The organism is Methanobrevibacter sp. (assembly GCF_045611865.1).
Classification (GTDB): Archaea; Methanobacteriota; Methanobacteria; order Methanobacteriales; family Methanobacteriaceae; genus Methanocatella.
The window spans coordinates 26,238-47,638 of record NZ_JAZKXX010000079.1 but is presented as its reverse complement, the minus strand read 5'-3'; the positions used below and the strand labels follow the sequence as shown (position 1 = coordinate 47,638).

The 21,401-nt window shown below is 31.8% G+C and carries 23 protein-coding genes; 7 read left to right on the top strand and 16 right to left on the bottom strand.

Features of this window, described 5'->3' with window-relative positions; translation table 11 throughout:
* Nucleotides 1-14 precede the first annotated feature (14 nt).
* Nucleotides 15-1,031 carry a phosphorylating glyceraldehyde-3-phosphate dehydrogenase gene (locus ACKI32_RS10355; RefSeq protein ID WP_407416141.1) on the top strand — a complete coding sequence of 339 codons (1,017 nt, stop codon included), beginning with the start codon at nt 15-17 and terminating at the stop codon, nt 1,029-1,031.
* Between the two features lie 32 nt (nt 1,032-1,063).
* Entirely contained in the window at nt 1,064-1,900 is an 837-nt protein-coding gene (locus ACKI32_RS10350; RefSeq protein WP_407416135.1) for a TIM barrel protein, read from the top strand.
* Here ACKI32_RS10350 and ACKI32_RS10345 read toward each other — a convergent pair.
* Together ACKI32_RS10345 and ACKI32_RS10340 are read right to left on the bottom strand one after the other, a co-directional pair.
* Entirely contained in the window at nt 1,897-2,406 is a 510-nt protein-coding gene (locus ACKI32_RS10345) for a zinc ribbon domain-containing protein (RefSeq protein WP_407416133.1), read from the bottom strand. The two genes, ACKI32_RS10350 and ACKI32_RS10345, sit on opposite strands and share 4 nt — an antisense overlap.
* A 34-nt stretch (nt 2,407-2,440) precedes the next feature.
* The gene (locus ACKI32_RS10340; RefSeq protein WP_407416131.1) at nt 2,441-3,508 is read right to left on the bottom strand and encodes a metallophosphoesterase; all 1,068 of its coding nucleotides are present in this window, start codon (nt 3,506-3,508) and stop codon (nt 2,441-2,443) included.
* 90 nt (nt 3,509-3,598) lie between these two features.
* On the opposite strand from ACKI32_RS10340, the gene ACKI32_RS10335 reads away from it, so the two are divergent.
* Nucleotides 3,599-4,723, top strand: a complete 1,125-nt coding sequence (locus ACKI32_RS10335) for an AAA family ATPase (protein ID WP_407416129.1) — start codon at nt 3,599-3,601, stop codon at nt 4,721-4,723.
* Here ACKI32_RS10335 and hemA read toward each other — a convergent pair whose 3' ends face one another.
* The 3 genes from hemA to ACKI32_RS10320 are packed head-to-tail and all read right to left on the bottom strand — an operon-like array spanning nt 4,724 to nt 7,024.
* Nucleotides 4,724-5,923: a glutamyl-tRNA reductase gene (gene hemA, locus ACKI32_RS10330; protein WP_407416127.1), complete on the bottom strand. Its 1,200-nt coding sequence runs from the start codon at nt 5,921-5,923 to the stop codon at nt 4,724-4,726.
* A complete protein-coding gene (locus tag ACKI32_RS10325) occupies nt 5,923-6,540 on the bottom strand; it encodes a bifunctional precorrin-2 dehydrogenase/sirohydrochlorin ferrochelatase (protein ID WP_407416125.1) in 618 nt (205 codons plus the stop codon). The genes hemA and ACKI32_RS10325 overlap by 1 nt, the downstream gene beginning before the upstream one ends.
* Nucleotide 6,541: 1 nt before the next feature.
* Nucleotides 6,542-7,024 (bottom strand): methanogenesis marker 9 domain-containing protein, encoded by a 483-nt coding sequence (locus tag ACKI32_RS10320; RefSeq protein WP_407416123.1) that lies wholly within the window; start codon nt 7,022-7,024, stop codon nt 6,542-6,544.
* Nucleotides 7,025-7,396: 372 nt separating this feature from the next.
* Between ACKI32_RS10320 and ACKI32_RS10315 the strand changes: the two genes are divergently transcribed.
* Entirely contained in the window at nt 7,397-8,995 is a 1,599-nt protein-coding gene (locus ACKI32_RS10315; protein ID WP_407416121.1) for a phosphotransferase, read from the top strand.
* A 4-nt stretch (nt 8,996-8,999) separates the two neighbouring features.
* Nucleotides 9,000-9,713, top strand: coding sequence for an IspD/TarI family cytidylyltransferase (locus ACKI32_RS10310; protein ID WP_407416119.1), 714 nt, complete (start codon nt 9,000-9,002; stop codon nt 9,711-9,713).
* 62 nt (nt 9,714-9,775) lie between these two features.
* On the opposite strand, the gene atwA is transcribed toward ACKI32_RS10310, so the two are convergent.
* The 11 genes from atwA to ACKI32_RS10255 form a co-directional block, all read right to left on the bottom strand.
* Nucleotides 9,776-11,374 carry a methyl coenzyme M reductase system, component A2 gene (atwA, locus tag ACKI32_RS10305; protein WP_407416116.1) on the bottom strand — a complete coding sequence of 533 codons (1,599 nt, stop codon included), beginning with the start codon at nt 11,372-11,374 and terminating at the stop codon, nt 9,776-9,778.
* A gap of 73 nt (nt 11,375-11,447) precedes the next feature.
* The gene (locus ACKI32_RS10300; protein WP_407416139.1) at nt 11,448-12,158 is read right to left on the bottom strand and encodes an MJ0144 family RNA dihydrouridine synthase-like protein; all 711 of its coding nucleotides are present in this window, start codon (nt 12,156-12,158) and stop codon (nt 11,448-11,450) included.
* Between the two features lie 28 nt (nt 12,159-12,186).
* On the bottom strand, nt 12,187-12,948 hold the full coding sequence (locus ACKI32_RS10295; RefSeq protein WP_407416114.1) for a GTP cyclohydrolase III: 762 nt from the start codon (nt 12,946-12,948) through the stop codon (nt 12,187-12,189).
* 21 nt (nt 12,949-12,969) lie between these two features.
* The gene (cofD, locus tag ACKI32_RS10290) at nt 12,970-13,875 is read right to left on the bottom strand and encodes a 2-phospho-L-lactate transferase (RefSeq protein WP_407416112.1); all 906 of its coding nucleotides are present in this window, start codon (nt 13,873-13,875) and stop codon (nt 12,970-12,972) included.
* A gap of 12 nt (nt 13,876-13,887) precedes the next feature.
* On the bottom strand, nt 13,888-14,649 hold the full coding sequence (locus ACKI32_RS10285) for a coenzyme F420-0:L-glutamate ligase (protein ID WP_407416110.1): 762 nt from the start codon (nt 14,647-14,649) through the stop codon (nt 13,888-13,890).
* 34 nt (nt 14,650-14,683) lie between these two features.
* Nucleotides 14,684-15,310 carry an IMP cyclohydrolase gene (locus ACKI32_RS10280; RefSeq protein ID WP_407416108.1) on the bottom strand — a complete coding sequence of 209 codons (627 nt, stop codon included), beginning with the start codon at nt 15,308-15,310 and terminating at the stop codon, nt 14,684-14,686.
* A 15-nt stretch (nt 15,311-15,325) separates the two neighbouring features.
* On the bottom strand, nt 15,326-15,739 hold the full coding sequence (locus tag ACKI32_RS10275) for an ExbD/TolR family protein (protein ID WP_407416106.1): 414 nt from the start codon (nt 15,737-15,739) through the stop codon (nt 15,326-15,328).
* An 8-nt stretch (nt 15,740-15,747) separates the two neighbouring features.
* Nucleotides 15,748-16,587: a MotA/TolQ/ExbB proton channel family protein gene (locus ACKI32_RS10270; protein ID WP_407416104.1), complete on the bottom strand. Its 840-nt coding sequence runs from the start codon at nt 16,585-16,587 to the stop codon at nt 15,748-15,750.
* 86 nt (nt 16,588-16,673) lie between these two features.
* Nucleotides 16,674-17,291 carry a ribonuclease HII gene (rnhB, locus tag ACKI32_RS10265; RefSeq protein WP_407416102.1) on the bottom strand — a complete coding sequence of 206 codons (618 nt, stop codon included), beginning with the start codon at nt 17,289-17,291 and terminating at the stop codon, nt 16,674-16,676.
* Between the two features lie 47 nt (nt 17,292-17,338).
* A complete protein-coding gene (locus ACKI32_RS10260) occupies nt 17,339-18,412 on the bottom strand; it encodes a rod shape-determining protein (RefSeq protein WP_407416100.1) in 1,074 nt (357 codons plus the stop codon).
* A 2-nt stretch (nt 18,413-18,414) separates the two neighbouring features.
* Nucleotides 18,415-19,053, bottom strand: coding sequence for a hypothetical protein (locus ACKI32_RS10255; protein ID WP_407416098.1), 639 nt, complete (start codon nt 19,051-19,053; stop codon nt 18,415-18,417).
* 407 nt (nt 19,054-19,460) lie between these two features.
* Between ACKI32_RS10255 and ACKI32_RS10250 the strand changes: the two genes are divergently transcribed.
* Both ACKI32_RS10250 and ACKI32_RS10245 read left to right on the top strand, forming a co-directional pair.
* Nucleotides 19,461-20,156, top strand: a complete 696-nt coding sequence (locus ACKI32_RS10250; protein ID WP_407416096.1) for an archaetidylserine synthase — start codon at nt 19,461-19,463, stop codon at nt 20,154-20,156.
* Between the two features lie 65 nt (nt 20,157-20,221).
* Nucleotides 20,222-21,382: a DUF515 domain-containing protein gene (locus tag ACKI32_RS10245; RefSeq protein ID WP_407416094.1), complete on the top strand. Its 1,161-nt coding sequence runs from the start codon at nt 20,222-20,224 to the stop codon at nt 21,380-21,382.
* Nucleotides 21,383-21,401: the final 19 nt, after the last annotated feature.

Below are 21,401 nucleotides of genomic sequence, written 5' to 3'. Positions count from 1 at the left end.
AAAAAGGGATTAAAATGAAAACTGTTGCAATTAATGGTTATGGAACCATCGGTAAAAGAGTGGCTGATGCAGTAGCTGCTCAAGATGATATGAAAGTAATTGGTGTAAGTAAAACTAGGCCAAACTACGAAGCAAGAACTGCAGTTGAAGAAAAAGGCTATCCTTTATACATTGGAATTCCTGAAAGAGAACAACAATTCAAAGATGCTGGAATCGAAATAGCCGGTACTGTTGAAGATATGATTCAAGAAGCAGATGTTGTCGTTGACTGTACTCCTGGAAGTATCGGACCACAAAACCTTGAAATGTATAAAAAAGCTGGTGTTAAAGCTATTTATCAAGGTGGAGAAGACCACGATTTAACAGGCCTTTCATTCAACTCATTTTCCAATTATGATGAATCTTATGGTGCAGATTACACCAGAGTAGTTTCTTGTAACACTACTGGTTTAACCCGTACATTATCTACAATTGACCCTATTGCAGACATTAAAAAAGTCAGAGCAGTAATGGTTAGAAGAGGATCAGACCCATCTGAAATCAAAAAAGGTCCAATTAACGCAATTGTACCAAATCCTCCAAAAGTACCATCTCACCATGGCCCTGATGTAAAAACCGTAATGCAAGGCATTGATGTAACCACCATGGCATTACTCGTACCTACTACCTTAATGCACCAACACAATATTATGGTTGAAATCAACAACGAAGTTGAAACCGAAGAAATCCTTGAAGCTTTAGAAAAACGTTCTAGAGTAATTATTGTTTCTGCAGAAGAAGGTTTAGGTTCAACTGCTGAGCTAATGGAATATGCTAAAGAACTTGGAAGAAATAGAAACGATTTATACGAAATTCCAGTTTGGAAAGAGTCCCTTAATGTTGTGGGAAATGAATTATTCTATATGCAAGCAGTACATCAAGAATCCGATGTAATACCTGAAAACATTGATGCAATTCGTGCACTTTTAGAAATGGAAAGTGACAACGAAAAGTCAATTGCAAAAACTAACAAAGCTATGGGAATATTTTAAATTCCCTTTTACTATTTTTTTAACTGATCTAAATGAAACATAAAGTACTTTTTGGTCCTGCCGGAAGCCCCATAGATTATAAAGGAGCAGCATATAAAGCACCAAAATACATCCAAGAAGAAGGACTTGATTCTTACGAATATCAATCCCCATATGGTGTTAGAATTGGAGAATCATCTGCAACTACCCTAAAAGATGAATCTAAAAAGCATGACGTTTTAGTTTCAATGCATGGTCCTTATTACATTAATTTATGTGCCAAAGAGGAAGAAAAACTTGAAAAAAGTTTAGGACACCTGATTTCCATGGCCCGTGCAGGTGAATGGATGGGAGCATACCGTTTAGTATTCCACCCAGGAGCTTACCTAAACAGAAAACCTGAAAAAGCAATGGAAATATCAAAAAGTACTGTAAACAGACTGTTTGAAGAGCTTGAGGCGGAAGGAATCGAAGATTTCACTTTTGCTCCAGAAACCACAGGTAAAAGAACCCAGCAAGGAAACGTTTCAGAAGTGGTTGATTTGTGTGCTTCATTTGATCATTTTGAACCGACAATCGATTTTGCACATGTTCATGCAAGAGGAAGAGGATTTTTAACAAAAAAAGATGATTATAATTGTATTTTTTCAACAATTGAAGATAATCTGGATGTTGATATCCTGCACTGCCACTTTACAACAATCGAATATGCAAATCACGGGGAAGTAAAACACCATACTCTTGATGAAAGTGATGAATATGGTCCAAATATCAGAGATTTACTTGCAAATCTAATTGATAACGGTTGGAATGCCAATATCATTTGTGAAACACCACTTCGAGATGTTGATTCACTTAAAATGAAAAAAATATACGAAGAAATGATTTAATAATCCTTAACAGAACGGATTAAATCATCCATATCTTTGAATAAATTATTAATATCATCATTATCTTTTTTATTAGAGCTTAAATGAATAACCAGCTCATCCATCAAATTTTCCATCTTATCAATGAATGCCCGCAATGTTTTAATTTTATTATCTGTTTCTCGTTGAAGCAATTCATTATTATCCCAATCTAATTCAACCATTTTTCTTGTAATCTGCAGCTGATTATAAAATAGTTGATTGGATTTGGTTATTGAAGATGTGAATCTATCATATATGTGGCCCGAACTGGATAGTTTTTCAGCTAACTCTTTTGCTTTATTTTGTTTTTTATTGTATTCTGAGTCCAAATCATCGATAATTTTAACATATCTGGGCTTAACAACTTCATTTAATTTTTTTTCACGGAAAACGGGTTTTCCACATTTAATGCAAAAATTTTGCCCAGAATCTATTTTAGCACCACAGTATATGCAAAAATGATTACAATTATCTTCAAAAGTCATATGCTATTATTTACTACTTTAAATGTATTTAAATCTATGATTTTTTAAGCTTCAAAACAACTAATTCTGAATCGGTTCCCCATCTCATTGGAGGGTCCATTGAACCTACCCCTGTTGTAACATGCAGATATTTACCCAAATCATTTTTAAAAAGCCCCATATTATACTTAAATAGAATATTTGCAAAAATTATAGCAGGATAGAACTGTCCCCCATGAGTATGGCCAGACAATTGTATATCAAATCCTAAAGCAGAAAATTTATCCCAATAATATGGAACATGATAATTTAGAATATTTACCAAATCCGGATTAATAATGCTTGCATCTATTTCTGGAACGCTCCTATCTTCAAAACTGAATGTCAAACCAAAAACGTTTAAACAATCAAATTCCATCCATTCATTGTCCAAAACAATTATTCCAGCATGCTTGCAAGCAGCAATGACCTTTTCAATTCCAATATAGAAATCATGATTTCCTGGAGTGAAAATTATTGGCATATCCACATCTTTAAGCTCATCAAAATCATTTTCCAGAACAATTGATGATCCATCAGTCAAATCTCCTGAAATAATTGCAAGTTCACAAGTATCTTCTAGTTCTTTGAGTTTTAAAGCAATTTCATGAATTATTTCCTTGTGGCGAACAGAACCGAAATGGACATCTGACAAATGAACAATGTTAATATCACGAGCCAAATTGTCCAACATGATAATTTTTTCATTAACAACTAATTTATGAGCCTTATAATAATTATAAATTCCAAGAATTGGCACAATAGCCACCAATACCACAATAATCGCAAAAGGCAATGACACAAACATTCCAATCAAATAGATTACTAGAACATCAATTAAAAACATCAAGGAGGCCCACATCCACAACATATCCAATGATGTGAAAAACCTACCGATTTTTGTAGACTTTTTAGATTCAAAAAACATTGGAATAAAACGGTTTAATCCAATTAATACGGAAATCAAAACCAAATAAATATCATCAATGCCTCCAAACAACAAGAACAAATATTTCAGCAAAAAGAACTGGAATACCATATAAAATGGAATCGATAATAATACTCTTCTTGTTCTAAAGCTCATATTTTAAACCTCAAAAAATAATATATTACAACAACTATTTAAATTATTAAAAACAAGGTTAGATATGTAACAAATTTCGGAGGTGATGATTTGAAAAGTGACAATAAAAAGCCAGAAATTAAACCAACTAATCAAAAAACAATAAAAAAAGAAAGCGAAAACAAAGAATATGCAGAATATGTCATTTTAAAACCTGTTGGATACCCATTTGATTTTAATCTAATGGATGAAGATATTGAAATTACCAACAGCGCATTATTTGAAGAATACGCACGTGAACAATGGCTAGGCTTAGTTGTATGTGAAAATTCACATTTATTTGATCAAAAAATCATCCCAGATTATGGTTTTGAAATTGTAACTGCAAAGCCAAATAACTCCATAATATCTGAAAAAACTAAAATTAAAATTATAACCGACGAATTGAATGGAAGAAAAGATGAAAATAAAGTTCAATCAAACATATTCCTTTCAGATATTGTTGGACAAAAAAATGCAAAAAATAAAGTCAAAGTTATAACAAAATATTTAGAAAACCCTGAAAGCTTTGGACCGTGGGCTCCAAAAAATATTTTGTTCTACGGACTTCCAGGTACTGGTAAAACCATGCTTGTTAAAGCACTTGCTAATGAACTTGAAGTTCCATTATATCTAATCAAAGCAACATCATTAATTGGAGACCATGTTGGTGATGGTGCATCTAAAATTCATGATTTATTTAAAAAAGCTAGTGAAAATTCGCCATCCATAATTTTTATTGATGAAATTGATGCCATTGCACTTCACAGATCTTTTCAATCATTAAGAGGAGATGTTTCAGAAATTGTAAACTCCCTTTTAACTGAAATGGACGGGATTAGTGAAAATAAATCAGTAATAACAATCGGAGCAACAAATAATCCAACTTCCTTGGATTATGCAGTGCGAAGTAGATTTGAAGAAGAAATTGAATTTAAACTTCCAGATGATGATGAAAGATTAAATATTATTGAAAATAACTTAAAAACTATGCCTTTAGAATATGATTTAGACTTGGAAAAAATAGTTAAAATGACTAAAGGATTGTCTGGAAGGGACATTAAAGAAAAAATTCTAAAAACAGCTCTTCATAATGCAATATCAAATGATAACGACATAATAACAATGGAAAACATTAATTATGCTGCCAATTCAACTAAAATTAAAAATATTGATGTAAAAGGAATGTTCGAATAATTAATTTGAATTAAACAAATATTCTGCAGCTTCAATAACATCTTTATTATCTTCTTTTGCGGCTTTTTTAACCTTTTTAGAAATATCGAAAAATATTTTATTTACAATAGAATTTGTTAAATTATCTATAATTTTTGCACTACCATCTACATCAGACAACTTAGCAGATGCTATTTTGGTTTCACGTTGTCTTATCTCCTCCATAGATGACCTTAAACTTGCAAGTGTATCCTCAACTTCCATTATTTTAAAGGTTTCTTTAAGTAAAATGAACTCTTCATCGATGATAGTTTCCGCTTCACCAAATTCCTTAATTCTGAGGTTAGTATTTTCATCTGCAATTTCTCTTAAATCATCTATATTAAATGATTTAATACCCAATTCAGATACATCATCAGAAATATCACGTGGATTAGCGATATCAACCATCATCAAGCTTTCATAATCCCTTTTAATATCCAACATACGTTCCTTAGTAATAATTGCATGAGGTGCGCTAGTGGCACTAATTACCAAATCGGCAGTGGCCAAATATTCCTCCAGTTCATTGAATAAAATGGCTTCTCCGCCCAAATCTTTTGCAAGTTCAACAGCAACATAATAAGTTCTATTTGCAACAAAAATAGCATGTAAATCCTTTTCAGCAAGTGCCTTTGCAACTAATCTTCCCATTTTTCCAGCACCAATTACTAAAACAGATTTGTCATCTAAACTACCCATGTGCTTTTCTGCAAGATCAATTGCAGCCGAACCTATGGAAACAGAACCTTTATTAATATTAGTTCTATTTCTTACAACCTGACCAACATGAATTGCTTTTGTAAAAACAGTATCAAGAGATTTGCCACAGTGATGATTTTTAACAGCCTTATGTTTTGCATCCTTAACCTGACCTAAGATTTGGTCTTCACCTACAATCATAGATTCTAAACCTGAAGTCATACGTAATAAATGCATTACAGCAGATTGCCCATATTCAATTACAATACTCTGATTTTCATGAGATAACAATTCCTCATCTTCAGGAATATAATCATTATTAATGTAATATTCCTTCCTATTACAAGTGGAAATCTCAATATATTCTCCGATTGAATATTTTTCTTGTAAGTTCCAAAACAATTCATCCATTTGCTTAGATATTATCTCCATTGATTGAATATCTGCAATTTTATGGTCAACCCTTAAATTAAGTATCACTATAATCCCCTTATTAAATTATCAATATAACTTTTAGCTTCATCAATTTGCCCGTTTTTAATCAAATCATTGATTTTTTCATCATCAAAAATCTCATAAAGATAGTTTCTTCTAATTTTTTGGTCTTCAACTATTTCTTTCAGCCTACTTCTAGCATAGTCTTGAAGCTCAATTTCTAAGATATCTTCATCAGTGATAATTGATTGAATCTTTTTTCGAAGTTGACGAGCCATTAATGGACTTTTACCATTAGTAAAGATAGATATTTCAACATCCCCAATATTAAAACTTGTAGGAACAATAACATCCCCTTCTTGTGGAATATCTGCCCTATTAACTAATTTATCCCGAGTTATTTGGCAAACATATTCACTCAACTTTTCATCACCGCTTGCCACAACAACCAAATCAGCCCATTTAACTAACTCATCCACTTCCTCAGTAGAATATAATACAGCCCCTTTAGATTCTAAATCAGAAGATATGTAATTTCCAGCTAATCTAACATTAGCCCCATGGTCTAAAAATTTATTTGCTCTTCTTGTGGCAACTTCGCCTGTGCCTAAAATAAATACATTTAAATTTGATGTTTTTAAATAAATAGAAGTCCAATCCATTTTAATCAGAATTCTCAAGAGATTTAGCATGTAAAACTTTTACAGCTGCCCTCAAATCATTATTGCATTCAGTTAAAACATTCATAGCCTCGAGTTTTGTTATATGAAATGTTTCAGCCAATGCTTCAGCTCTTTCATCAGGATTAGGTTTATTAACACCAACTAACCTTTCAGATAATTCCTTTTTCAAATCCAAGTATTCATCATGACTCATTCCCATATTTCTTAAAGTCATGTCTCTTAATGGGCAAGGTTTAGATGGTTTACAACACCAAATAAGTGAACCAAAACAAGTTCCAGCCCCTTCACCTAATCTAGTTTCTTTTCCAAATTGAATTTTAATATTGATATACTCTTGAGGAGTTAAGTTAACTTCTTGTAAAGCGTTTAATACTGGACATGGTTTAACGGGAGGACAACAAAAAGCAAGCCCCCTTACATCTCCACCCCTACAAATATGAGATGGTGCATCTTCCCAAGTCATGATAAACCTCCAATAATTTAAAATAATAATCAGATAATTATAAAATAATAATATAATTTATTTGAATTGTGAATATATAATCTTTTTTATAAACTTAATCCTTTAAATAACATTTTTACAAAATTAGTATCCCGGTAAAAGAAAATATTAAAAACATGTCCCTCCCAAGTTTTACCACAAAATGATAAAGTTAATTTATCTGCATTATCATTTATCCCTATTAAAGACATATCCCCATATGACAAATCTAAAAAAGAATGGATTTTAGAAAAATTTAGAAAATGACATGAATTTAATTAATTTATGAAAATATTTAATTAGAATAGGCATTATATTATAAAATAGATAAACTTATTTAATTGGATGATTTAAATGGAAAAAAATGCAATTATTTTGGCGGCTGGAAAGTCCGATAGTCTCGCTCCTTTCACGTATGAGAAACCAAAAGGGCTTTTTAGTGTGAAAAATGAAATTTTAATTGAAAGACAAATTGAACAATTATTAGAAGCAGGCATTAAAGATATTTATCTTGTAATTGGATATATGAAAGAAAAATTTTTTTACTTAGAACGAAAATATCCTGAAGTTAAATTAATTATTAACAACACATTTGCCAAATTTGGAAATATTTATTCATTGTATGTCGCACGTGAATATTTGGCTAATACTTTTATTTGTTGTGCTGACCATTATTTTTTAGAAAATCCTTTCATGGACGATAATGAACTTAATCGTTCTTATAGGGCATGCACATATTTAGAAGGTAGTTTCGAAGAGTTTTCTATTGATTATTCTGATGCTGATGTTATCACTGGATGTTACATTGGTGGAAAAGATTCATCAGCCATGATTGGTCATGCATATTTTAATGAAGCATTTTCAAAAAAATTTAAACAATTATTAGATGCAACAATTGATGATTTCGGCATTAAAAATATGTTTTGGGAAGAATTTTACGCAAAACATATCAACGACCTAACATTATTTGTAAAAAGATATGAAAACGGCGAAATATTGGAATTTGATAGTGTCGATGATTTAAGAGATTTTGATTCTGATTTTTTATTAAATGTTGATTCAGCAATTGTTGAGAATATTTGTAAAGTATTTGATTGTCATCCTAATGACATAATAGATATTGAAATCATTAACGCCGGTTATACCAACGTATCTTTTAAATTTACATATGACGGTACTGAATATGTTTATAGGCATCCCGGAGGAAGTGACAAATATTATTCAAAAAGAAGTAATGAATATTATTCTCAAAATCAGGCAAAGAAATACGGTATTGATAAATCATTAGTCTATATTGATCCTACTGGTTGGAAGATTTCTTACTTTATTCACAATATTGTTCCAATAGACATTTTCGGAAATGAAAATCATCTTAAGTTATTAGTTGAGGCAATACATAAAACTCATGAAATTCCTGTTACCGATGAAATTCAAGAATTTGACAATTATATTGAAGCTAAAAAGTTAATTACTTTGGCTTGTGCATCAAAAGGTGACCTGTTCAAAGAATTTGAAGACATGTTCAACAAAATTGATCAAGTTTATGAATTCGTTAAAGCTGAAAGGGAAAAATACGGAATTGAGCTTGTAGTAAGTCATCATGATATTTATTATCCTAATTTATTACCAACTGCCGATGGAGATTTTTATTTAATTGACTGGGAGTACTCTAGCCTTAATGACCCTGCAAATGATATTTGTGGCCTCTTTACCAGATATGAATATGATGATGAAACTATAGAATACCTTTTAAGAGCTTATTATGGTCGTGAGTTAACACCTTTAGAACACAGGCATGTTATGGGTCAATCCATTTTAACAGCAATGTATTGGATTGCTTGGCCATTGTTTAGAGCTAGTGTTGGACAAGAAGATGGTTTCTTCCTATTGGATTCCTTTAGATATATCTTAAACCATATTGATGGCGTTATCGAAAGTTATAAGGAGATATAATATTATGAATGTTCCAATCATATTGGCTGGTGGTGTTGGATCAAGAATGGGTGCTGATAGGCCTAAACAATTTATAGAGATATTCGGAAAGCCAATTCTAGTTTATACAATTGAAATTTTCCAAAATCATCCTGAAATTGATGCAATCGAAGTGGTTTGTGTAAAAAGCCACGTTGATTATTTAAAAGAATTGGTTGAAGAATATAATTTAGATAAGGTCAAATGGATTACGCCTGGAGGCAAGGAGTTCCAAGATTCAGTAATCAACGGTATAAACAATTTAAAAAATGAATTGTCTGATGAAGATATCGTCCTAATCCAATATGGTGCATCTCCTTTCACCTCAGATGACATTATTAGTGATGCCATTAGGGTGTGTAAAGAAAAAGGCAATTCTTCCCCTGCAATTAAGTCCCTATTCCTTTTAGGAAGCAATGACGGTGACAAATCACTTAATTGGATTGATAGAGATAAGGTAATAATACATAATACACCACAATGTTTTAAATTTGGATATGTTACCCAATTATATGAGGAGGCTATTGAAGAAGGATACATTGACAAAGTCGAACCTCATACTACAAGCCTAATGTATTTGATGGATCGTGAAATTTACCTTTCAAAAGGGAACCAAATAAATTTTAAAATAACAACTAAAGAAGACTTAGATTTATTTAAAGGTTTTGTATTGATGAAAAATCAAAATAATGATGAATAAGTGATTTAATTAACAAACCCTTTATAACAAAATTAAAAAAAAAGAATTGAATGATAAGAAAACTAGTGTTCTTTCAACATGTCTTCTTTTTCATCCGGAGTTAATTGATTAACAATCTCTTCAGGAGTACCTATATCTAGGAGTTTACCTCCTCTCATTAAAGCAGCCCTGTCACAAACATCTAAAACAAAGTCCATATCGTGAGAAATGATAATGAATGTTTGTTCCAATTCAGCACGTGCTTTCAAAATTGAATCAGTTACAATAACCCTTGTTACTGGATCCATTGTACCAGTTGGTTCATCTAAAACAATCAAATTAGGTTCTTTGATTAAAACTTGTGCTAAAGCAACCCTATGTTTTTCTCCCACACTTAATTGGTCAGGATATTTATCAAGAATACTTACAGCAAGATCATCACTAAAACCAACAGTTGTCAATGCATGGATAGCTTTGATTTTACCAAACTCCGCAGGCAAGTTCAAACTAATCGCATCAGTTAAGTTACCTAAAATTGTTCTGTGAGGGTATAGAGAATATTCCTGATGCAATAATCCAATATAAGGCATGATACGTCCACGGTTGAGCGGACCCACTTTAGTCATGTCAATCCATTCATCTCCAAGCTTGATTTGAATATCTCCACCACTCGGTTCAGTTAATCCCATTAACATTCTTGTAGTGGTTGTTTTACCGGAACCACTTAAACCTACAATACCAAAGATTTCTTCTTTGTTAATGGTTAAACTAACACCATCAACCGCTTTTACAACACCACGTTCAATGGAATAATAATGTTTTTTAACATCTTTAAGAGTTACTTCGGGTTCACCGAATTCAGGGATTTCAGGCTTTTGAGGAACAGGAACTGTTTCCATGAATTTGTCTACAACAGCATTTGGTTCGCCTTCTTCTTTAATTTGACCATTTTCTAACCAGATTACATTATCTGCAAGTTCTGTCATTACTTCCGGCCAGTGAGAAGTGATTAACATGGTGATTCCTTCATCTTTAACTCCTTCTTTTAAGGTATTATGGAGTTTTACTGCAGTTTGAGGGTCCAATGTACCTGTTGGTTCATCTGCTAAAAACATCATTGGATTTTTAGCCAATTGTCTTGCAAGCACAACCCTTTGTTTTTCTCCCCCACTTAAGTCACGCGCAATGTGTGTAATCCTATGGTTCATTTGAACCATTTCTAATAATTCCAAAGCAGCGTAAATACCTTCTTCATATTCTTTGTCTTCAGGCATTGCCCTCATGACATTTTCAATAACAGTTTCCTCATCATAAAGAGCAAAGTTACGTTGCAACATGATAGAAATTCTTCTTTTAATGCTTGCAAATAATTTTCTTTCAGCATTATAGAAATCTACTTCACGAGCCTCTAAAGTCGCTCCACAACTACATTTTTCACCTACATGAGATGGTGAGTCAACAGCCAAACAATCAGGACAAACGGCAATATTCATAATTATATTACCTGCATCCGGCTTATAGTCTAATGTACCTCTAAGCATGTTTATTAAAACGGATTTTCCGCTTCCACTACGTCCCAAGATACCTAATGTCTCACCTTCATTAATCTTTAAATTAATATCTTTAAGAACGTCAACACCATCAAAAGTTTTAGTTATATTCTTAAGTGTTATAAAATCCATGAAATCACCTTATAGGATAATTTATATTATAAACTATTAATAATGTTTTCTAATAACAATTGTTTTAAAAAATTTAAAAATTAGTTATATTAAAAGCCAAATTACCTGAAATAACTGAACGAGCTATTGAAAACCCGTCAACACCTGTAGCAATCATTTTTTCAGCATTTCCTAAAGAGTTTACTGAATTATTCCCAATAACTTTAATATTAACATTATTGCAGATTTTTTCTAAAAGTTTCCAATCTGCTTCAAAGACTCCTTTTTTCATTGCATCAATATGCAAGTAATCAGCACCAGAATCTTCAATCAAATTAGCAATTTTTAATGTGTCTACACCATCAACATTGGCCCTAATTTTAACTGATACTTCGCAATTTACATTATCAACAACTTGAGAGATGAAATCCATTAAATCATCTCTTCTCAACATTTCTTGACCACAACCAATATTTGTAATTTCCTCCTGGCGGCAATGACAATTGATTTCAATGATATCTAAATTTTCAATATTTCCCAATTCAATTATCGGTTGCGGAGTTGTTGCTCGGACATTTGCAGAAACTTTTACATTTCTGTGAACGTTTTTAATTGAAGTAACTTCTTTTTCAATATGATTATAAGTTTCATCTAATGGAAAAACAAATTCTTTTCTTCCTCTTTCAATGATTTTTTTACTCGCCTCAATTGATGGTGAATCTAAACTATAACCACCCAAAGTAGCCACATCAAAACCAAATGGAATAACTTTATTTAAAAAAGTAGCATCTGTTATTCCGGCCATTGGTGCAACTACTTTAATCATGATATCATCAATATTCTTTTTCAATTACCCAAGTCCACATTTCATTGTTGTGAGCACGGATTTCTTCAAGACCAATATCTGCCATGTATGCTGCATCTTCAGCATTTTTTCCACGGCCGATACCTGCTTTAAGTTTAATACCAATTTCCTCATCAATTTCTACCATGATTTCTTCAATCTCTTCTTCAGATAAACCATTACATGGAGACATAAAATTATCTCCACCAATAAAGAATAATAAAGCGCCTTTTTTAATTAATTTTGTCATTAAGTAATGTTGAGCTTTGTTAACCATGAAACTTGTATCAAAAGCAGATTCAATATCAGTTAAAGTCTCAGTTACACTATTTATATCAATATGAGCTGCTTGAACAAAACTGTCTTCTTTTGAAACTAAACTATCAATAGCTAAAATTTCTTTTCTCTCCCCTGATTGAGCACTACCTGCTTTTTGAAGTGCTATAGTGGCTAATTTTTGAGCTTCATGTGGAGTTTCAGCAGCGCCGACACCCATACTAATAGTAATAGGGTATCTGTTTCTAATTGATCTTTGAATTCTTAAATGGTCTTCTTCATCAAGACCATTGGATATTGCAAGTAAATTATCAAATCTTGTAAAGAAAACTAAACCTTTTTTATTACCAAAATGATTATTTAAATCAGCAAATAAACTTGCCTGTAACATTTGTAAGTCTGATTCAGTTCTAGGCCTCGGAGTAACAGTCCAAGGACCATAATTGTCAATTTGTATTAATGTCATTTGTATCATTGATTAACCGCCCCTTAATAATTAAGGAATACTATTAATAATTATTTCAGCCAAATTTTTTTTAGCATCTAAATTATTCATTATTGTATTTGTAACTATTACCTTATTAACTATTTGATTTACCTCAATTTTTTTGTCTTCATCTTTAATATCAATAACAATATTATCCAAAAAATCCTCATAAAATGATGCAACACCAACTGATGAAACATCAATGCCCAATGCCCTCATAAACTTGCTTGCAGGACCGCTTACACTATCATTTCCAATAATCGGTGAAACAGCGATAACATAAGCCTCTTTTAGTGCATCTCTGACACCATCAAGAGATAATATTGGTGATATAGAAGTAATTGGATTTGAAGGCCCAATTATTACTGCCCGAGAGTTTTTAATAGCATCAATAATATCATCTGCAGGTTTTACCTTAGAAAATTTGACATCCAAAACTTCCGGTTGGGATTGATGCTTAATTAAAAAGTCATGGAATTCCAACTCTCCGATATCCGTGATGATTTTAATATCTGAGTTTTCATCACTCATTGGAATAATTTTAGATTTAATACCCATTTTCTCTGCTTGAATTTCAACAGCTTTAGTGAGCCCATATTTTTTCATTAATTGAGTTTTTTGGATTTTAGTGGCCCTATCAATATCCCCTATGCGAAGTAATTCACTGCATCCAATCTCTTCAAGCCTTTCATGAGTAATGAATGTGTCATTCTTAACGCCGTACCACAATTCATCGTTTATCATGTCAGACATAGTATACAAAACTGTATCGATATCTGCTGAGACATAAACACCTGAAAAATAATCATTTTCTAAAGTATTTACTATTATTGTCAAATCTTCTGGATTAACTAATTCCTTTAACCCTTGTAATAATTTTGGAGTTCCAGTTCCTCCAGATAAAACAGTAATCATAAAAACAACTCACTATCTAAATACATCCGCTTCTTTTGGCATGAGTAAAGATTTAATATTGGAATCTGCATCTCTTATTGTATCAAAATTATTAAATCCTCGAATAAGTACAACAGGAAGACCCTCATCAGCTTGCCCCATAATCAAAGAAGCCGCAGCAGATAACTCGTCAGCTGTTGCAATTTCTGTTGTTTCCAATTCACGACCATATAAATCTTTTTCACCCACTCTTTTCCAAATTGGAGTAATACCAGAGCATCCAATTGCTGTTCCAATAGCTCCAAATCTAAATGCTCTTCCTTGAGTATCAGTGATAATGACCGCTATTTCCTCACCAAACTCATTTTCTAAAAATTCACGAATTTCACGAGCAGACTTATCAGCATTAACTGGCATTGGTGTAGCAAGACCTTCCCCAACATTTGATTCATCAATACCTGCATTAGCACAGACAAATCCCTGTTTTGTTTCAGTTATGATAAATTTGGGACCAACTCTTACAACTTCAACAGATTCATCTAAAATGGCCTGAACAAGATTTGGATCTTTTTTAGATTTTTTAGCTAGTTCAATTGCCTCTTTAGATGGAGTTAACTCATCTAATTTGATAAAATTATCTTCAGCTTTTGAAATCAAAGTTTCCGCTATTAAAATTATATCCCCATGCTCGATTTCACAGCCCTGCTTTATTATAGCCTCTTTAATAATCTGTGAAACATCACTGGAACTGTCCACAATAGGAATATCCTCTAAACCAATTAATTCAATTGTCATAATATCATCAATATTAACTTAAAAAAAATAAAAATTATGGATTATAGACATCAATTGTCCATTCTCCATCAAAAACAGCAGCACATGAAGTTACCGGCTTTTTATAATTAGCAAAGGTACCTTCATCGAAAATAAATTTAGCAGCATCGGTTGAAGTTTTCGCTTCAAAATCAACACGATCAGGTACTTGACTACCATAAGTTGAAATAAATACTGCATCACCATATGGAACTTCTTCAACTAACAATTTTTTATCATTAGCAATTCCAACATAACAGCCATATTCCTCTTTCTTGTTTGTAGATGTGACAACAGCAGCTATTCTAGGAGTATTATAATCATCTTTTTCATAGTCCATAGTGAGTAATGAATAAGCAATTGCATCTTTAATATTCATTCCCAAAGCTATTTTATCTGCTATAACATCGGTATGAGCACCATTAGATACAATAGCCATATCTCTTACAATACGAATACTGTTATATGTAATATAGGTGTTCTCATAAATGTCCTTTTCAAAACCTTCTTTTGGAACAATAGCTGCACGATTTTCAAATTTTAAACATCTCCTATTTGGAAATGACCTACTTGAAACACGATATGCTACAAAAGGTTTACCATCACAATTCATCCCTGTTGATAAAATTCTCCCCGTATACATTTTTATTCCTCAATTTTAAAGTTCTGGACGTTGAACAGCTTGCTCCACAGATATTCCTGCAGGAGTTGTGATTACAATCTCACCAGGTTTTATAATAACTTGACCTTCGTCAATAACCCTTGCCTGAACACCTACGGCACTTCCCGCTATTGCATCCGAGCGATCTTGACCGTTTACTGTAACTTTATGTAAATTAGCCACAGGCATCACATAGTATTCTGCATCTCCAGAAACATCTGTGACATTAGGTTTTCCACTTGCATCGTCTACAACATCAGCATCATCCGTTTGAACATCAGTAGCTGAAAAATTACTAGTTACAACTAAAAAAATCATAATTGTAAATAAAATATCAATAAATGGAACTAGATTAATACTTGGTTTATTACCTAAAACTTTCTTTTTATGTTTCCCAACATCAAGCGCCATCTAATCACCTATTGTTTCAATTTACTTTCAGTAATTTCAGCATTAACGTTACATTTTTCCAATATAATATTTGAAATACTTTTATCTAACATACTTGGTTTAAAAGAAACTTTGATATTAGCATAAGGATCTGAAATCAATCTTGTGTTAACAACACCATCAGCCTCTTGTAATGCTTCAAGTGCACATTCAACATTGGCATCCACTCTAACTTTAACTACAGCATACCCCCAATTGGTCATTTTTGTAGCAAGTTCAATTTTATCCATTTCATCCTCAATAAGGCCTTGAATATAAGTGTGTAAAGGCAATAGTACAATAGCTACTAAAAGACCCATAATTGTGGTGGTCAATGCTACATAAATACCCTCTGCCATTGCTGCAGAATCCGGGTGGACTCCCAATGATTTGAAAGTCATCCAAATACCAATAACAGTACCTATCAAACCTAAAAATGGAGCTAATTCTGTGATAGTTTTAATTGTATTTAATCCTTTAGTCATTTTTCCAACTTCAACAATGAAAATTTGCTCCATACTTTCCTCAACTTCAGTTTTATTCTTATAACCAATTTTTAAAGTTTCAGAAATAATTCTAGAAATAGGATTTTTAAAACCATTAATCTGTTTTAAAGCTTCAACAGCCCCTCCTCTTTCCATGGAAGCTGTCACAACACCGAAAATTTCAGTTGTGTCTACTTTACTAATTTTTTTAAGATATGCAATCTTTCTCAATGCAACAATAAGACCATAAATACCAATAAAAAGAATTATATAAGTAATAATTCCCCCTTGAGTAAAAATGTCCATGATTCCATCAAAAATAGGCATAATATACTCAATAATCATTTTCATCATCCATATAATATTATATAGGTTTTTTATAAGAATAGATATATTAATTCCTATACTTAAATATTATTTAAAAAATAAAGCTATTTTTTCATTTTTGCAACTGTTGCCCATGACCTTCTTACAAATTCAGGCATTTCATCATAATCATAATTAGTTAAGAATTTTTTTGTAGTAGGGTCTGAAGGATAACCCGAACCTATACCTCCAGTTTTTATAAATTCTTTATTAATCTCAGCGATTTGAGCGTCCCTTTCAGCTTTAGCTATAATAGAAGCAGCGCTAACTTCAATATATTTATCATCCGCTTTATGCTCAGCAATGACATTTACCCCAGTATCATTTCTTAAATTTTCCTGAAACCTTTCAGCTTTCACATCAACAGCATCAACAATGGCCTTTTCAGGTTTCAATTTTAAAATTATGCTTTCCATTGCATTTTTTTCAATCTCATTAAGATTGATACCGTTTGCCCTCATTTCATCAATTTCACGAGCAGTAATGACAACAATCTCATACTCAAACATTTTTTTCAATTTACGAGATAAAATTGTACGCCTGTTTGCAGTGAGTCTTTTTGAATCTTTAACACCCATTCTTTCAAGGACTTTTTCCATTTTTTCAGGGACAATAACTCCTGCAATGACCATAGGTCCCAAAACAGAACCTCGCCCTGCCTCATCAATACCTAAAATTTCCATAAAAATCAGTTAAAAAAAAGTAAAAAAAGAGAAATAAATAAAAATATTTATTTCATAGCCCTAAGACGGACTTCTGGTTCTAATGCTAACGGTTCAGCCGCAACAATAGCTGTACCTTTTGCTACAACAGTCATTGGATCATCAGAAATTTCAACTGGAATTGCAATTTCGTCGAAAATTCTTTCTTTGATACCACGAAGTCTTGAACTTCCACCAACTGCAACGGAATTATTGTAAACACCCATCATTAACTCTGGAGATAATCTTTCTAAGACTACATTTAAACCATCAACAATTTGTTTCATGAATGGTTCTACCGCATCAGCAACAAGCATTGAGTCGATGACAACTTTTTTAGGCCTATTGGTTTCTAATGATTTACCAATGACTTCAACACTTAAGTTTTCAATTTGTTCTGAACAATGAACCATACCAACTTCCATTTTAGCAGATTCTGCATCATGAATACCGATAGCTACATCATATCTTTCTGCAACAAGTTCAACTATTTTATTATCAATATCATCTCCACCACATCTAACAGTTTCAATGTCATTAATTCCACCAAGAGAGATAATCACGATATCAGTTGAACCAGCACCTATGTCAATAACCATTGTTCCATTTGGTTCAGCAATAGGTAATCCTGCACCAATAGCAGCAGCCAATCCTTCACTAATAACCAATATGTTTTGAGCTCCTGCTTTTCTGCCAATTTCTTCAGCAGCATTTTTTTCTACTTCGGATGCATCACCCGGAATACCAATAACTATTCTACCAACACTTTCCCCTTCATTAATACCAATTTGCATTGCTTTAATGAGTAAAGCTTGTGCTTGAACAACATTTTCGATAACACCTTTTTTCAAAGGCCTTACAGCAAGAATGTCTTCGGGAGTCCTGCCAAGCATTCTTTTAGCTTCTTCACCAACTGCTAAAACTTCTGAAGGGTCGTCTTTTTTAACTGCAACTACAGAAGGAATTTGATATAAGTCAAATTTATCCCCTGATGGTTTTGCAATTACTGTATTTAAAGTTCCTAAATCGATTCCTAAACTATTGCTAATAACTTTGGTGTCATTAGTTTCTGGTATTTCCTCATCTTTTCCAAAAATATTCATGATTAATCCTCCGTTACAATATCCTTAAAGTCTATAACGAAAATTCTGTTAGATGTAGCTATGCTTTGAACTTTTGCAATGTCTTGTTCACGATCAACAGAAATTAAAATTGTTGATAAAACAACTTCATTTGCGTTGTAAAATGGTTTCAAAGCAGTTTTAATAAAGTTTGGTAGTTTGACTTCATTGCTTAAATCAATATCAATGAATCCAGTAGTTTGTGATTCCTTAAGAATTGCAACTGGTATTCTTGATTTCTCAATTTTTGATACTGTATACCTAATTACATCATCAGGAGCAACAAGCACCATTAAATTTGATTCCTCATTCAAGAGTCCACGTGAAATCTGAACATAAGCTCCTCCACGTTGGTTTACATCATTTCTAAAAACGTCAATTATTATAGAATTGCCGTAAAGCATGATGAAATCAAATTTTTTATCCAGTTTACCATCTTTTAATATAACATGCTCCCTAAACAATATTTTTACATTGTGGTTGGATGCAATAGCTTTATATGCCATTTCATCGACTAAGTCCACATTACCCGCAATAACACACCATGTTTTTTCGATGTTGTGCTTTCCAGAAGAGGAAACTTTTGCAGCTTGTCTAAGGACTCGTATATTATCTTCAATCATTTAACTACTCACATTATATTAATCTAAATCAATACTAAAATAAACAATCCCCCCAATTAAAATATTAAAACAAATTTAATATTTAAATGAAAATTTATTGACCGTTTATTAAAGTCTAACAATTAATATTTATTAAAAATATTATTATATATATTTTATCTTTTAAATGCATATTTTAAAAAAAACATGGCCATTTTCAATTTTTTTAACAATCTGAAAACAAAATAATATATTAACTAGAAAAAATAATTATTAACATTAATAAATTTTGAAAAATCAAAAAAATTAACTAAATCAAATAAAAATAACACTTATAAGTAAGTAAATAGAAATATAAATAAAAATAAGGTCAAAAACAAGAAAAAATTAATAACAAATGACATGGAAAGTATTACTACGGTTAGAACATGACAATTGAAAACACAAAAATGAAAAGTTTCATAGCAATATCAGATGTAATCTCATTATTAAATATGAGTTCAGGATTTTTATCTATCATAAGTTCAATTAATCATGAATTTAAGATAGCTGCAATCTTAATGATAATTGCAATCATGTTTGACTCAGTAGATGGTTGGGTAGCAAGAAAAACAAATAGGCAAGACACCTTAGGTTTTGGTAAAAATATTGATTCCTTATCAGATATTGTGTCATTTGGAGTAGCACCTGCAATATTCATTTATTCAAGCATAAAACCTACTTCAAGTATTTTACAAACAATAGTAATACTCGTTAGCTTAATGATTGTTGTCTGTGGAATTTTAAGATTAACAAGATACAATGTAATAGCTGGAAAAATTGATACACAAGACTTCATTGGATTTCCAATCCCTGCAATATCATTCGTAATAGCTACATTCTATTTAAGTGGCTTATTCAACCCATATATTGCATTAATCTTAAGCATTGTAATTTCCATACTTATGATTTCAAATATTAGATATCCAAAATTTGATAATATTCCAGTAATTGGAATATCAGCAATATTAATAATCATATTAATCCTTCCAATCAATATAATTGTTTACAACATTAACATTCCTGCAATAATATTACTATTATTCTGCCTATACTACCTCATAATTAATTTAATTAAAAATTGAGGGCAATATTACTCCTATTAATTAAATTACCCATCTATTTTTATAAAACATTAGGAGTATTTATCATGAATAATAAAAAACCAAGAGATCCATTATATCCCAAAGGTTTTGAAGAAGCTCAAAGAATAAAAAAGGAGTATCCAAAACCTCATAAAAAAAATGATGAATTAACACCTCTGGAAAAATTAAATCGAAAAATTGGAGTTTATTTAAGTCCCAGCTCTATAGAAATAACTGATGATGAGAAGAAAAGAAAAATTGGAGTGATTATTACAACATTAGTCCTTGTTACATTGATAATTTCCGCCTATTATTTCATAATATATGAACCTACACAAGAAGAATTATCACTTGCAAGAACAACAAAACTAAATGAACTACATGACTTGTACTGTGGTGCCCTAACAACTTCAATGAATTCCATGTTATTAGAAAATCAAATCCAAAATGCAAAAACTGCTGAAGAAGTAGAACTGATTAATATTATTACACCTGCAACAAAGGATTGGAAAGATTATCACAAAAAAACAATAAGTTTACACGAAGACAAGTTTAATCGAACAATGGCAACCTATTTAAACGAAAGTAAAAATGTAATAATGCCAACATCAGATGCATTTAACATTATTAATGAAAATGATGCGCGAGTACTGTCTCAAATCAAATTTGAAAAACCAAACACTGCATCAGTACCCATTCTAGTTTCAAGACTTCAGGCAGGAGCAGGACTTGTAAATGTCGGCAGCATTGTAGATATCTACACTAACACCAACAATACTAATGGTGAATATACATCAACAAACACTACAAGTCCAGATATTAGTGGCTGCACTGTTTTATCCATAATGAGATATGAGGAAAATGGGGAAATTGACTCAGAGTATTCGAAATCAAAAACGATGATTAAAGGAAATACTACAAATCCAAATGAAAATACCAAAGCCTTTTCATCAGATGTTTTAGAACTTATCAAAGGATCAATTATTAATGGGTATAATGAAAAGGAGACCTTTAACTTGCTTAAAAATTATGGTATAAAACTATCAAATTATGAAAGACAAATTAATTTGGGTGATTTAGATGCCCAATATATGCTTTTAATTGAAGTTCCGCAAGATAAAGTGAATTATGTCATTAATAATATGGATAGTATCGTATTGACTATTCCAACCTCACAGGCTCCGGATTGGATGGTGAACGAATTAAGTTCAACTTACCAATTTTAAGGAAATGTATTATATGAGA

Bases quoted from the DNA above. Each gene is read 5' to 3' on its own strand.
- ACKI32_RS10355 (WP_407416141.1), top strand. From the start codon at position 15: ATGAAAACTGTTGCAATTAATGGTTATGGAACCATCGGTAAAAGAGTG.
- ACKI32_RS10350 (WP_407416135.1), top strand. From the start codon at position 1,064: ATGAAACATAAAGTACTTTTTGGTCCTGCCGGAAGCCCCATAGATTAT.
- ACKI32_RS10345 (WP_407416133.1), bottom strand. From the start codon at position 2,406: ATGACTTTTGAAGATAATTGTAATCATTTTTGCATATACTGTGGTGCT.
- ACKI32_RS10340 (WP_407416131.1), bottom strand. From the start codon at position 3,508: ATGAGCTTTAGAACAAGAAGAGTATTATTATCGATTCCATTTTATATG.
- ACKI32_RS10325 (WP_407416125.1), bottom strand. From the start codon at position 6,540: ATGGATTGGACTTCTATTTATTTAAAAACATCAAATTTAAATGTATTT.
- ACKI32_RS10320 (WP_407416123.1), bottom strand. From the start codon at position 7,024: ATGACTTGGGAAGATGCACCATCTCATATTTGTAGGGGTGGAGATGTA.
- ACKI32_RS10315 (WP_407416121.1), top strand. From the start codon at position 7,397: ATGGAAAAAAATGCAATTATTTTGGCGGCTGGAAAGTCCGATAGTCTC.
- ACKI32_RS10310 (WP_407416119.1), top strand. From the start codon at position 9,000: ATGAATGTTCCAATCATATTGGCTGGTGGTGTTGGATCAAGAATGGGT.
- atwA (WP_407416116.1), bottom strand. From the start codon at position 11,374: ATGGATTTTATAACACTTAAGAATATAACTAAAACTTTTGATGGTGTT.
- ACKI32_RS10300 (WP_407416139.1), bottom strand. From the start codon at position 12,158: ATGGCCGGAATAACAGATGCTACTTTTTTAAATAAAGTTATTCCATTT.
- ACKI32_RS10295 (WP_407416114.1), bottom strand. From the start codon at position 12,948: ATGATACAAATGACATTAATACAAATTGACAATTATGGTCCTTGGACT.
- cofD (WP_407416112.1), bottom strand. From the start codon at position 13,875: ATGATTACTGTTTTATCTGGAGGAACTGGAACTCCAAAATTATTACAA.
- ACKI32_RS10285 (WP_407416110.1), bottom strand. From the start codon at position 14,649: ATGACAATTGAATTAATTGGTTTAGAGGATATTCCTATTGTGGACAGT.
- ACKI32_RS10280 (WP_407416108.1), bottom strand. From the start codon at position 15,310: ATGTATACGGGGAGAATTTTATCAACAGGGATGAATTGTGATGGTAAA.
- ACKI32_RS10275 (WP_407416106.1), bottom strand. From the start codon at position 15,739: ATGGCGCTTGATGTTGGGAAACATAAAAAGAAAGTTTTAGGTAATAAA.
- ACKI32_RS10270 (WP_407416104.1), bottom strand. From the start codon at position 16,587: ATGATTATTGAGTATATTATGCCTATTTTTGATGGAATCATGGACATT.
- rnhB (WP_407416102.1), bottom strand. From the start codon at position 17,291: ATGGAAATTTTAGGTATTGATGAGGCAGGGCGAGGTTCTGTTTTGGGA.
- ACKI32_RS10260 (WP_407416100.1), bottom strand. From the start codon at position 18,412: ATGAATATTTTTGGAAAAGATGAGGAAATACCAGAAACTAATGACACC.
- ACKI32_RS10255 (WP_407416098.1), bottom strand. From the start codon at position 19,053: ATGATTGAAGATAATATACGAGTCCTTAGACAAGCTGCAAAAGTTTCC.
- ACKI32_RS10250 (WP_407416096.1), top strand. From the start codon at position 19,461: ATGACAATTGAAAACACAAAAATGAAAAGTTTCATAGCAATATCAGAT.
- ACKI32_RS10245 (WP_407416094.1), top strand. From the start codon at position 20,222: ATGAATAATAAAAAACCAAGAGATCCATTATATCCCAAAGGTTTTGAA.